Origin of the sequence: Sphingobium cupriresistens (genome assembly GCF_004152865.1) — a bacterium.
In the GTDB taxonomy this organism is placed as follows: Bacteria; Pseudomonadota; Alphaproteobacteria; order Sphingomonadales; family Sphingomonadaceae; genus Sphingobium; species Sphingobium cupriresistens.
Genome location: NZ_SEOO01000013.1, coordinates 97,079 through 107,889, shown reverse-complemented (window position 1 = coordinate 107,889; position 10,811 = coordinate 97,079). Strand labels below are relative to the sequence as shown.

12 protein-coding genes, 1 tRNA gene and 1 pseudogene are annotated in these 10,811 nt (G+C 62.0%); 7 read left to right on the top strand and 7 right to left on the bottom strand.

What is annotated here, in order from left to right; genetic code table 11:
• Nucleotides 1–139: 139 nt before the first annotated feature.
• Nucleotides 140–655: pseudogene (gene aqpZ / locus EWH12_RS09900) on the top strand (aquaporin Z); the annotation flags it as partial.
• A gap of 85 nt (nt 656–740) precedes the next feature.
• Nucleotides 741–1,007, top strand: coding sequence for a GlsB/YeaQ/YmgE family stress response membrane protein (locus EWH12_RS09895; RefSeq protein WP_129926457.1), 267 nt, complete (start codon nt 741–743; stop codon nt 1,005–1,007).
• Between the two features lie 87 nt (nt 1,008–1,094).
• On the opposite strand, the gene EWH12_RS09890 is transcribed toward EWH12_RS09895, so the two are convergent.
• Complete coding sequence (locus EWH12_RS09890) at nt 1,095–1,502, bottom strand: DUF4332 domain-containing protein (RefSeq protein ID WP_129926456.1); 408 nt, start codon at nt 1,500–1,502, stop codon at nt 1,095–1,097.
• Nucleotides 1,503–1,627: 125 nt separating this feature from the next.
• Entirely contained in the window at nt 1,628–1,939 is a 312-nt protein-coding gene (locus EWH12_RS09885) for a hypothetical protein (protein ID WP_129926455.1), read from the bottom strand.
• Nucleotides 1,940–2,144: 205 nt separating this feature from the next.
• On the opposite strand from EWH12_RS09885, the gene sciP reads away from it, so the two are divergent.
• The 5 genes from sciP (at nt 2,145) to EWH12_RS22460 (ending at nt 5,374) form a co-directional block, all read left to right on the top strand.
• Nucleotides 2,145–2,444, top strand: a complete 300-nt coding sequence (gene sciP / locus EWH12_RS09880) for a CtrA inhibitor SciP (protein WP_129926454.1) — start codon at nt 2,145–2,147, stop codon at nt 2,442–2,444.
• Nucleotides 2,445–2,575: 131 nt separating this feature from the next.
• The gene (locus EWH12_RS22640; RefSeq protein ID WP_340640831.1) at nt 2,576–2,980 is read left to right on the top strand and encodes a c-type cytochrome; all 405 of its coding nucleotides are present in this window, start codon (nt 2,576–2,578) and stop codon (nt 2,978–2,980) included.
• A gap of 152 nt (nt 2,981–3,132) precedes the next feature.
• Nucleotides 3,133–4,137, top strand: coding sequence for a rod shape-determining protein (locus tag EWH12_RS09870; protein ID WP_129926453.1), 1,005 nt, complete (start codon nt 3,133–3,135; stop codon nt 4,135–4,137).
• A 249-nt stretch (nt 4,138–4,386) separates the two neighbouring features.
• Nucleotides 4,387–4,791, top strand: a complete 405-nt coding sequence (gene rnk / locus EWH12_RS09865) for a nucleoside diphosphate kinase regulator (protein ID WP_129926452.1) — start codon at nt 4,387–4,389, stop codon at nt 4,789–4,791.
• Nucleotides 4,792–5,182: 391 nt separating this feature from the next.
• Nucleotides 5,183–5,374 carry a cation-transporting P-type ATPase gene (locus EWH12_RS22460; protein ID WP_207212384.1) on the top strand — a complete coding sequence of 64 codons (192 nt, stop codon included), beginning with the start codon at nt 5,183–5,185 and terminating at the stop codon, nt 5,372–5,374.
• Between the two features lie 621 nt (nt 5,375–5,995).
• Here EWH12_RS22460 and EWH12_RS09855 read toward each other — a convergent pair.
• The 5 genes from EWH12_RS09855 to mreC form a co-directional block, all read right to left on the bottom strand.
• Nucleotides 5,996–6,071, bottom strand: a tRNA-Lys gene (locus tag EWH12_RS09855).
• 106 nt (nt 6,072–6,177) lie between these two features.
• Nucleotides 6,178–7,290 (bottom strand): rod shape-determining protein RodA, encoded by a 1,113-nt coding sequence (gene rodA / locus EWH12_RS09850; protein WP_129926451.1) that lies wholly within the window; start codon nt 7,288–7,290, stop codon nt 6,178–6,180.
• Nucleotides 7,287–9,362, bottom strand: a complete 2,076-nt coding sequence (mrdA, locus tag EWH12_RS09845) for a penicillin-binding protein 2 (RefSeq protein ID WP_129926450.1) — start codon at nt 9,360–9,362, stop codon at nt 7,287–7,289. Before mrdA ends, rodA begins: the two co-directional genes overlap by 4 nt.
• Entirely contained in the window at nt 9,359–9,886 is a 528-nt protein-coding gene (gene mreD / locus EWH12_RS09840) for a rod shape-determining protein MreD (RefSeq protein ID WP_129926449.1), read from the bottom strand. Before mreD ends, mrdA begins: the two co-directional genes overlap by 4 nt.
• Complete coding sequence (gene mreC, locus EWH12_RS09835) at nt 9,883–10,797, bottom strand: rod shape-determining protein MreC (RefSeq protein WP_129926448.1); 915 nt, start codon at nt 10,795–10,797, stop codon at nt 9,883–9,885. The genes mreD and mreC overlap by 4 nt, the downstream gene beginning before the upstream one ends.
• Nucleotides 10,798–10,811: the final 14 nt, after the last annotated feature.

The window sequence follows — 10,811 nt, the reverse complement described above, 5'->3', positions numbered from 1 at the left end:
TGAAAATTACACCAATGCCGGGGGGAGTGGCCCTCGGGCTACGCCCTCACGCCACTCCCCCCGGCATGTAACACGATGGCCTGGTTTTACGCCGCCGAATGGCCGACTTTTGCTCCGCCGTTGACACTCGGGCGGGCACTTCAATCCGGCTGTCTCGCTGGGACTGGCCCTGGCCAACCGGTTCAGCTGGAAGGAACTGCTGCCTTACTGGATCGCGCAGGTCGTCGGCGCCATTGCTGCGGGTACGGCTCTTTATGCCGTGGCCTCGGGCAAGGCCGGCTTCCAGGCTGGCGGGTTCGCATCGAACGGTTTCGGGACACTTTCACCCGGCGGCTATTCGATGCAGTCAGCGCTGCTCATCGAAGTGCTTCTGACGGCGGGCTTTCTGATTGTGATCCTCGGCTCGACATCGAAAGCCGCACCGGCCGGATTTGCGCCCATCGCGATCGGCCTCGCCCTGACGCTGATTCACCTGATCTCGATTCCGGTGACCAACACTTCGGTGAACCCCGCGCGCTCGACCGGCGTCGCCATTTTCGCCGAGACCGGTGCGATGGGCCAGCTCTGGTTGTTCTGGCTTGCGCCATTGGTCGGCGCGGCAGTCGGCGCGCTGATCTGGCGCGTGCTGTTATCGACGGGAGAAGAGCAGGATTGAGCGGCAGGGACGCTTGGCGCTGAGCTGTCGCAATCGGCTGCTACTGCGGACTTGCCAGAATTGAGACCACAAGAGGAGGAAGACGATGGGTTGGATTATCGCACTGATCGTGGGCGGGATCGCGGGCTGGTTGGCGAGCCTCGTCATGAACCGGGACGCGTCCATGGGCATCATGTGGAATATCGTAGTCGGCTGCGTCGGATCGCTTATCGGCAACGCCCTGTCCGGACCCTTGTTCGGCATTCGCGGCAGTGTGCAGCAATTCTCGTTGACCGGGCTGATCATCGCCTTCGTCGGCGCGGTCGTCCTGCTGGGCATCGTCAACTTCTTCAAGCGCGGCAGCGTGCGCTGATCGCGGCTGAAAGAGCCCCCCCGATCCGGATGGTCTGTGTCTTGCAGACCGTCCGGATTTCAGGCATTTCCTGGCGACGCTGCGGGATCAGTAGCTGATTGCAGCATCCAGGGTTTTTGCCTGGTCGACCCACTTCTGCACTTGCGTGACCCCCGGCAGCGCCCGGGTCAGGCTCTTCGCCTCGTTCACTTCCTTCATCTTTGCGGCAAGATTTTCCGCATTGCGCGTGGCCAGTTCCTTGACCGTGTCGACGCCGGCGGCCTCCAGCAATTCGGAATATTCCTCGCCGATCCCGGAAACCCGCATCAGATCCGCCATGTTGGTCCATTTGAGGAGCTGGCTCGCGGAAATGCCGGTCTTCTCGGCGGTCTCATCACGGCCTTTCCGGCTGCCGCAGGCTTTGAGCAGGTCGTTGGTCGAATAGATCGCCGCAGCCTGCAAACGCTCGGCATACTTGGCGCCAATGCCTTCAATCTCGATGATCTTGTAACTCATTTGTCTCTCCCACTGCCCGGCATCACACCCTGAAGTAATCGTCAGCCGCGCCTGCAAGCTGCCATTCTTCAGCATCCGTCACAAGACGAAGTGATATCTGGTTACGCGGAGCGTGGCGAACGGGATTATCTGTCAACCAGCACACTGACGCGGTGAAAGAAGGGATGGTGCGGCGTTACGCCGCGCGTGATGTCATGGAACAGTCCGTGCCCCAGCATCGGCAGCAAGGTCTCGATTGCGGTCACGTCTTCCTGGCTCCTCAGGTCGATGTGCGCGTGCAGCCTGCCATCGAAGTCAAAGCTGATATGGGCATCCGCTGGACATGCGTCGCGCAGTAGCGACAGGATTCTGTTCAACTCATCGGATACCAGGGTATTTTTGGGGGCCTCGGGAAAAGGTTCAACGCTGCCCGGTTGCCTGTTCAGTGCCTCTTCCATGCTTCCCTCCCGTTTTTTGTTGCCCCAGGTATTCTGGAGTCGCCGATGCCAGCTTAGACCAAGGCGATCCCGCGGCAATCGCAGACGTCGGCGCGTGTTGGAATGAGACGATCAAACCGCCAGACTTGGCGTATCGCGATCGGTGCAACGGTGTCACGGTAAGGGCAACGCGTTCTTAAGGGCCGCCCCTTATTTTGTGCGGGATATGCTCGAGAACCAGAAGATTCGACCTGCTAGTGTAATCGGGCCCTTGGGCGAACCGTTGACGCTGGAATCGCTTCCCCCGCCGGAAACCCGGCGCTGGGTTGTCCGGCGCAAGGCGGAAGTGGTTGCGGCGGTGCAGGGCGGCCTGTTGACTTTCGACGAGGCTTGCGAGCGATATAGCATCACCCTTGAGGAACTGGCATCCTGGGAGCGGGCTGTTGACCGCTCCGGCATGCAGGGCCTGCGCGTGACCCGAATTCAGCACTATCGCGACCTCTATGAGCGTCAGCTCAAATACTGACGCCGCCCACCTCTCCGCCATGCCGCACTGCTATTGGACGTTTTTCCGATCCGGGAATTCGGGGAAGGGCGCCCCGTGACAGCAGGTATTGGTAACATTGACGGGTGCCCGCTCCGGCACGATAGGCATCGATGATGCGCAAATTGCCTATTTTCGCCCTTGTCGTGCTCACACTGAGTGCTTGCAGTCCCGGACGGATGTCGCGGGGAGTTGCAGCCAGTCCCACGACTGAGAAGATGAATGCCGATGAGGCGGGATCGGGCCCAGCGTCACGGGGACTCGCATTTGCAAATGCGAACTGCTCTGGCTGCCATGCCGTGACCACAGGACGCGGTTCCCCGAACCCCGAGGCGCCGCCGTTCGAGGTGGTCGTCAACGCACCGGGCCTCACGGCCGCAACACTCAAACCCTGGCTGCGCGATTCCCATAATTTCCCAGCGATGATGAACTTTGCCATCGATCCCGAGCAAATCGATGACCTTGCCGCATATATGACAACGCTCCAGCGCCGCGACTACACGCCGCCGATCCAGTAGCGGTCGTCGCGGAATTTTGCGCCGAGGCGTGTCGCACCGTTGGGCGGATCGACGCAGTATTTTCGGTGCGGCGGAATGGGCCTGCAGGCCATGCAGATGCCGCCCAACCGCCTTCGGGAGACATCCCAGGCCGCTACTGCTACACGAGCAAGATGAAGAGACTGTTTCAAGCCATGGGCAAGCCTGATTTCGCGATCGATTTCGGCACAGCAAACACCCGCGTCGTATCGTCGAGCGGCGGCGTCTTGTTCGACGAGCCGTCGCTGTGCTGCTTCACGGGGCAGGCGGACCGCGGAGAACTGGTTGCCGCAGGCTCCACTGTCAGCGCTATGCTGGATCGAACTTCGGGATCCATGAGGGTGGTCCGTCCCCTCACCCGCGGGGTTCTGAGCGACATCGCTGCTGCTCGCGATTATCTGGCCTATGCCGTGCGGTCTAGTGTGGGCCAGAGGAGGCTGCGCTCTTTCCGCGCAATCATCGGCGTGCCCGCCGACGCAACCAATGCCGAACGCAGTGCTCTTTTCACAGCGGCAAATGACGCTGGCCTCGGATCTGTCCAATTGCTCGCCGAACCCCTTGCGGCTGCGCTGGGCGCTGGCCTTCCTATCGATCTGCCGCAAGGCACCATGATCGTTGAATGTGGGGCAGGCACCACGGAAGCAGCCATACTCTCGCTTGGCGGGATATGCGCGGCCGCATCGCTTCGCGGCGGGGGCGATGCTCTGGACGTCGCGATTTCAGACTATCTTCATTTTCGGCACAAGTTCCTGATCGGTGCCAGCACGGCCGAGCAGGCCAAGCGCGACCTCGTGAGAATGCTGCATGAGGGCGTGGACGCCGGTGTCGAGATCCGGATCAAGGGGCGCAATCTGGTCACCGGGCGTCCCGCAGCGATCGGTGTTCCCGTTGGCGACCTGCATCCGGTGGTGGAGAAACACGTTGCGGGAATTGCCGCAATGGTGGTCAACCTGCTCGGTCAGATACCGCCTGAACTGAGCCGCGATATTCACGATGGCGGCATTGTCCTGACGGGCGGAAGTGCAGTCATCGGCCTTGTCAGTCGGGCCGTCGCCGATGCCACTGGCCTGACCGTGACGGTGGCAGACAACCATGCCCACTGCGTGGCGCTCGGTCTGCAAACGGCGCTCGCGCATTGAGCATCCGCGCGTTTGCCTGCGGCAACGGCTTTTGACTTGCTGATCGTTATCCGCCATCGTCCTGAAATGATCTGTGTCGCCATTCTGCAGCGTCAGCGCTGCCATGGGAGTTCGCTCCTCGTCGGCCAATAGCCCCGGGCAGCGACAAATACGTCCGGCGCAGTCCGGGGCATCACCTTCCATCCCCTAGCACAACACAGCGCTGATCCAGCGCGCTGCGCCGCATGGTCGGCGCTGACGGAGATTGCCATGACTATCAACCGCAAGGCTACTGCCAGGCCGCCCCTCCAGATGCGTGAAAGCGACGCCGAACGGATCAGCAATCTCGCCGTGGATATGGAAGGACGCATGCCCCAGGTGGCCGAACTTCTGCTCGCAGAGATCAGCCGCGCCTGGGTGGTGCCGGATGCCCGCCTCGCATCGGACGTTGTCGCGATGATGTCGACAGTAAGGTTCGTCAATGACGCGAGCGGCGTGGAGCGCACACTCCAGCTGGTCTATCCGCAGGATGCCGATATCGAGGCAGGGCGTATTTCGATCATGTCGCTGGTCGGGGCGGGCTTGATTGGCCTGCGGGCAGGGCAGTCGATTTGTTGGCCGGACCGCGGCGGTCACGAACGTCCTCTGCGCATCATCGAGGTCACCCATTCCTGATGTAGCCGGGGGCGGGTGGAGTCCGACCTTATTGGTTCTCGCCGCAACCATCCAGGGATATGGACAATGAACCTGAGCAACAGCGATGCGACCGATGATGCCTTGTGCAATGTCCCTTTGGTGACGCTGGGCTTCTGGGCCATCAGATTCTCGCGACCATTCTGGGCACGACGACAGACAAAATTGTCACGATGACTCTGAACCTTGCCTATGTTGGTACGATGCCCTGTTCGCTATTTTGACAGCGGACAGACTTCTGGCAGTGCAGCATCGGCTTGATGCGCGTAACGAGGGTTTGAAAATCTGATCTGGATCAGAGCTGGGGCGATTGGAAACGGGAATGGGCGGGGCAAGTGATGACATTCCGTACTTGAGCCAAGACCAGTCCACGTTGACGGCATCGCTTGAGACCAGCCCGGTCGGCCTATCGTCCGTTCAGGCAGCAACGCAATTCGGCCTCGTCGGCCCCAACAGCGTCGAGGATACACCGCGTCTGAGCGCTCTGCGCCTGCTCCATCGCCAGTTCGAAAGCCCACTCGTTCTCATCCTGGCCTTTGCCGCAGTCATCTCGCTGGTGCTTTAGCAATGGGTGGACGCGGCCATTATCCTGGCGATTGTCCTTGGCAGCTCGCTGCTCAGCTTCTTTCAGGAATACCGGGCATCGTCCGCGGTGGAGGAACTCAAGAAGCGCCTGGGCGAGTCCGCAACCGGGAGGGCTTGCGTGAAGGCCTTTATGCCATCCGTGGCTCCTCTGAGATCTTCGTGAGGCGGATAGCGATCGACCCCATAAAGAACCGTCTGGCCGTTCTCACCGACCACCCGGCATATCCCAGCTGGCCCGGCATGCAGCGTAAGGGCGTCGACATCGTCGGTCGGGTTATCTGGATCGGAGCTCGAGTGCCCTAGCGCCCCCTACATCCCGTCGAAACCAGCAGCTCGTGGCTCTCATTCAAAAGTAGCATACTGGTGTGAAGCAGAGTGGAATTAGCCGTCGCAATGGTCGGCAGGTGTGGCCACGACTCGCTTGATCCCTGAAGTCCCCCTCGCTTGACCGGAGGGCGGCTCCTGAGTTGCCAGAGTGTGGCGCTTGACCATGCTCGATAGTGGGTGCGCGTGCTGCTACCTAGAGAGCTACCTAGCACGCCGGTGCCAGCATCCGCCGGACTTTGCGAGCTCTTTAACTATCTGACAAATAGGGAGAAAGTGGTGGACGCACTAGGGCTCGAACCTAGGACCCGCTGATTAAGAGTCAGCTGCTCTACCAACTGAGCTATGCGTCCATTCCGATGCGGTAGGCGCTCCGGTGTGGGCGGGCTGTTAGCAGTCGCTCGGCTGTTTGCAAACCATAAATCGCCCCTATGCCGGAAATTTTTCGGCCGAGCCGATTTACGCCCAGTTTCCCGTTCCCGTGCGACGCTTGCTCGCGCGATCGATGGCCATGATGACGCCTATGCACAGCATCACGGTCAGCATCGAAGAACCGCCATAGGACATGAAGGGCAGGGGGATGCCCACCACCGGGGCCAATCCCATCACCATCATCAGATTGATCGCGACATAAAAGAATATGGTGGTGGTCAGCCCTGCCGCCGCCAAGCGCGCGAACTTGTCCTGGCTGCGCATCGCGACCCGGATGCCCCAGCGGAACAGCAGCATGAAGGCCAGGATCAGCAACGCGCCGCCCAGCAATCCCCATTCCTCCGCCATGGTTGCGAAGACGAAGTCGGTATGGCCTTCGGGCAGGTAGTCGAGATGGCTCTGCGTGCCTTGCAGGAATCCCTTGCCCCAGAAGCCGCCAGATCCGATCGCGATCTTCGATTGGCTGATATGATATCCCGCGCCCAGCGGATCGCTTTCGGGATCAAGGAATATGAGGACACGGTTTTTCTGATAATCGTGCAGGAAACTAAAGGCGATCGGGATCGCCGACGCCACGAGGAGGCCGGTGCCGATGAACAGCCGCAGCGGCAGGCCGGCCAGGAACATGACGGTCACCCCGCCCGCCGCGATCATCGTGGCGGTGCCAAGGTCAGGCTGTATGAGCACCAACGCCCAAGGCAGGCCGATCAGCACCAAAGCGGGCCAGATCGCGTTCCAGCGCCGGATTTCGCCCACCGGCAGCATCGCATAGAAGCGCGCCACCGTCAGGACGATGATCGGCTTCATGAATTCCGACGGCTGGAGTTGCATGAAGCCTAGATTGATCCACCGCTGGCTGCCGCCCGCGACGCCGCCGATCAGTTCCACCAGGAACAGGGACGCCAGAACCGCGCCATAGGCGGGGAAGGCGAAGCGGGCGAAAATTTCCAGCGGAATGCGGCTGAGCGTCAGCGCCATGGCCGAAAAGATGCAGAAGCGCACCGCCTGCATCGCCGCCCAGGGAAAGATGTTCCCGCTCGCCGCGCTGTAGAGCACGATCGTTCCGAAGCCGGCGATCGCCAGCAGCAGAGCCAGTATACGCCAGGGAAATTCGGTCAGGGGGTGCGGAATGATGCTCATGGCGCGCCGGTCACATTGGCGCCCGGCGGCGGCGCATCATCTTCGCTTTCATCGCGCGCAGGTGGCGATGGGGCCGGGGAGAGCGCGGCTGCATTGCCGGCATTGTCCGCTACATTGTCCGAAGGTGGCGGAACATCGCCCTTCTCGATCGCTTTTGCGATGCGGAAGCTGGCCATCTGTCGCGCCTGTCGCTGGGCGGGCGTGCCACCCCAGCCCTTTTCCAGCGTTTCCAGCTTCTCCATCGCTTTGGCTGGATCGAACAGATAGGACAAGGTGTCGCTGGCGATCATCGGCGCATCTTCATTGCGGATCATATGCCCGCCATGTTCGATGATGCAGGCGATCGCATAGCGTGGATTGTCGAACGGCGCGAAGCCCTGGAACAGCGCGTGGTCGCGCAGCTTGAACGCCAGCGAGCTATTGCCGCGCACGCCGCCCGCGCGCTCCGCCATGGTGATCCGCCGGACCTGCGCGGTGCCGGTCTTGCCCGCGATCATGACGCCGGGAATCGAACTGCGCGCCGCGCCGCCGGTGCCGCCGCCATTGACCACCGCGTTCATCGCATCGCGGATGACGATCAAATGCTCTTCGGTCGCGCCCACGGTCGCGGGATCGGGCCGCCTGGCGTTATGGATGAAATTGGGCATCAACTGTTTGCCGGTCGCCAGGCGCGCCGCCATCACCGCCATTTGCAGCGGGTTGATCAGCATATAACCTTGGCCGATGGTGGCGTTCACCGTGTCGTAAACCTGCCATTTCTGGTCATATTTCCTTTCCTTCCACGCCGGGTCCGGCACGGTGCCATAGCTTTGGCTGGGGAAAGGGAGGTCGAATTTCTGGCCCATGCCGACCCGGCGAGCCATGCTGGCGATCCGATCCATGCCGATGCGCTGCGCCATCTGGTAGAAATAGATGTCGCAACTCTGGGCGATCGCGCCGCGCATGTTGAGCGGCCCATGGCCGCGCCTCTTATGGCAATGGAACAGGGTATTGCCCACCCGGATCGCGCCGCCGCAACTGACCGTCTCTTGCGGCCCTATGCCGGCTTCCAGCAGCGCCAATGCCACCATCGGCTTGACCGTCGAGCCGGGTGGATAAAGGCCCTGCAGCGTCTTGTTGCGCAGCGGTACATGGTCGTCTTTCGACAGCATCTCATATTCCAGATGGCTGATGCCGTCGGAAAAACTGTTGGGGTCGAAGCTGGGCATCGACGCCAGGGCCAGCACATCGCCATTCTGGCAGTCGATCACCACCACCGATCCGCTCTGCGTGGCAAGGCGGCGGCCGGCATATTCCTGAAGCCCTGCGTCGATCGTCAACTTGATCGACTTGCCCGGCGTATCGGGGCGCGTGGTCAATTCCCGCACGATTTTGCCGCGCGCGGTCACCTCTACCCGTTTCGCGCCGGCCTTGCCGGTCAGATGCCGGTCGAACGCCTTTTCCAGCCCGTCCTTGCCCAGCTTGAAGCCGGGCGTGATCAGCAGCGGGTCCTTGCGCGCCTTATAATCCTCCGCCGTCGCCGCGCCGACATAGCCGAGCAGATGGCCGACCGTGGCGCCGGCGGGATAATGACGGGAAAAGCCCTGGCTGGGCGCCACGCCGGGAAGGTCGGGCAGGCGCACGCTGATCGCGGCATATTGGTCGTAAGTCAGCTTGTCGGCGACCTGCACCGGCCGGAAACCGGCGGACTTTTCCAGATCCTCGCGGATGCGATCGACCTCATCCGGCTCCAGATCGAGCAATTGCGCCAGGTGACGGATGGTCGCTTCGGCATCGACGATGCGCTGGGGGATCAGGTCGACGCGAAAATCGGTGCGATTATTGGCCAGCGGCCGGCCGTTGCGATCCACGATCCAGCCACGCCTTGGCGGAATGAGTGTCAGGTTGACGCGATTGCTTTCGGACAGGAGGCTGTATTTCTCATTCTCCGCCACGCTGATCCAGGCCATCCGCCCGACCAGCAGGGCGCCGATCGCGCCTTGCAGTCCACCAACCACCATCGCGCGGCGGGTGAAGGTGAAGGACTGGGCGGCTTCGGTGATGATCTTGCGCTTGGGGGTAAGGAATTTCATGCCATGACGCGCCAGCGGTCGATCCGCGCGCACTGCCGGACGACGAAGGGAAACAGCAATATCGTCCAGACCATCTGTGGCGCGACCAGCAAGAAACGCACATTACCTCCACCGGTGATCCTTGCGAAGAACAGGCCACCGGCGATGCAGAAGATAATGGCGAGCGCTGCAATTAGCCAGTCCTGCCGATAGCTGCGCCAGACCATGCGATGCTCGATCATGTCGATGCCGATCAACGCCACGGTCCACAGGGACATGGCCGAGCCGATCGGTTGCCCGCTCATCATGTCGTCGAACAGGCCGAGCGGCAGGCCGATCCAGGTGCGCCACAGATCGGGTCGCAGCAATCGCCAGGACAGGAGCAGCAGCAGGCCAAAAGGCGGCATGACTGGGGATTGCGCGATAACCGGCAGCGCCGTCAGGAACGAACCCAACATCACGGTGATGACTGGCGTACCGGCCAGTCGGAACCGCGAGGGGTGTCGACCCAGCCTGGGCACATGGTGCAGATGCGGGTCGATCATGGCGTGGCGCCGTTGTCGGCCACGCCCTCTTCGGACATCGGGGGTGCTGCCGGGCCGGGCCGGGTCACCGCTTCCTCGAAGGCGCGTTCGACCACGACGGCATCGACCCGGCCGGGGTTCGCCAGCGGCACACCATAGGCGATTTCGCCCTGCGCGCGGACAACGACTGCGACAGGTATATTGGGTTGATAGACGCCGCCTATGCCGGACGTCACCAGCAGGTCGCCCGGTTTGAAAGGGTTGCGCCCGGCCGTCAGCGCCCGGATTTCCACAGTCCCGTCGCCAAGGCCGGTGGAGATGGCCGGGATATTGTCGTTCGTGCGGCGGACGGGCACGATATTGCTCGTGTCGGTCAGCAACAGCACGTCCGAGCTGTTGGGCGTGGCAATGTGGATGCGGCCGATCAACCCCTCCGGTGCACGCACCGGCATACCCGGTCGCACACCCTGCCAGCGTCCCGCATTGAGCCGCGCAAATCGCCGCGTGCTGGTGGCGGATGAGGCAATGAGGCGGGCCGTCAGCACCTGGCTGGCGTCGGCATCGACGAGCTTGAGCAGCTTTTTCAGGCGCAGATTTTCCTGTGCCACGCCCTTGGCTTCGATGATGCGGTTACGGTCAGCCTCGACCTGTCGGCGCAGCGCGACATTCTGCGACCCGGCGCGCCAATAGGCGGCCAGAACCTCGTCCAGCGAACTGACCCCGCTCACCATGCCCTTGAGCGCCATGGAAACCGGGCGACCGATCTCGGCTGTCGCAATGCGGATCGCAGAGAAACCCGTGGGATCGAAGATCGCGACCACCACCAGCAACAGGCCTGCGGCTGCACCAGTCACCGCCACGACATAGCTGGCGAAAAGGCTATATTGCGCCTTCCGGTTGATACCGGGGCGTCGGCTGGTTGGCCGCGCCATTTAATCGTCCTTCT

Coding starts and splice junctions, on each gene's coding strand:
- mrdA (WP_129926450.1), bottom strand. CDS start 9,362: ATGAAATTCCTTACCCCCAAGCGCAAGATCATCACCGAAGCCGCCCAG.
- mreD (WP_129926449.1), bottom strand. CDS start 9,886: ATGATCGACCCGCATCTGCACCATGTGCCCAGGCTGGGTCGACACCCC.
- EWH12_RS22640 (WP_340640831.1), top strand. CDS start 2,576: ATGATGCGCAAATTGCCTATTTTCGCCCTTGTCGTGCTCACACTGAGT.
- mreC (WP_129926448.1), bottom strand. CDS start 10,797: ATGGCGCGGCCAACCAGCCGACGCCCCGGTATCAACCGGAAGGCGCAA.
- EWH12_RS09870 (WP_129926453.1), top strand. CDS start 3,133: ATGAAGAGACTGTTTCAAGCCATGGGCAAGCCTGATTTCGCGATCGAT.
- EWH12_RS09890 (WP_129926456.1), bottom strand. CDS start 1,502: ATGAGTTACAAGATCATCGAGATTGAAGGCATTGGCGCCAAGTATGCC.
- rodA (WP_129926451.1), bottom strand. CDS start 7,290: ATGAGCATCATTCCGCACCCCCTGACCGAATTTCCCTGGCGTATACTG.
- EWH12_RS09895 (WP_129926457.1), top strand. CDS start 741: ATGGGTTGGATTATCGCACTGATCGTGGGCGGGATCGCGGGCTGGTTG.
- sciP (WP_129926454.1), top strand. CDS start 2,145: ATGCTCGAGAACCAGAAGATTCGACCTGCTAGTGTAATCGGGCCCTTG.
- rnk (WP_129926452.1), top strand. CDS start 4,387: ATGACTATCAACCGCAAGGCTACTGCCAGGCCGCCCCTCCAGATGCGT.
- EWH12_RS09885 (WP_129926455.1), bottom strand. CDS start 1,939: ATGGAAGAGGCACTGAACAGGCAACCGGGCAGCGTTGAACCTTTTCCC.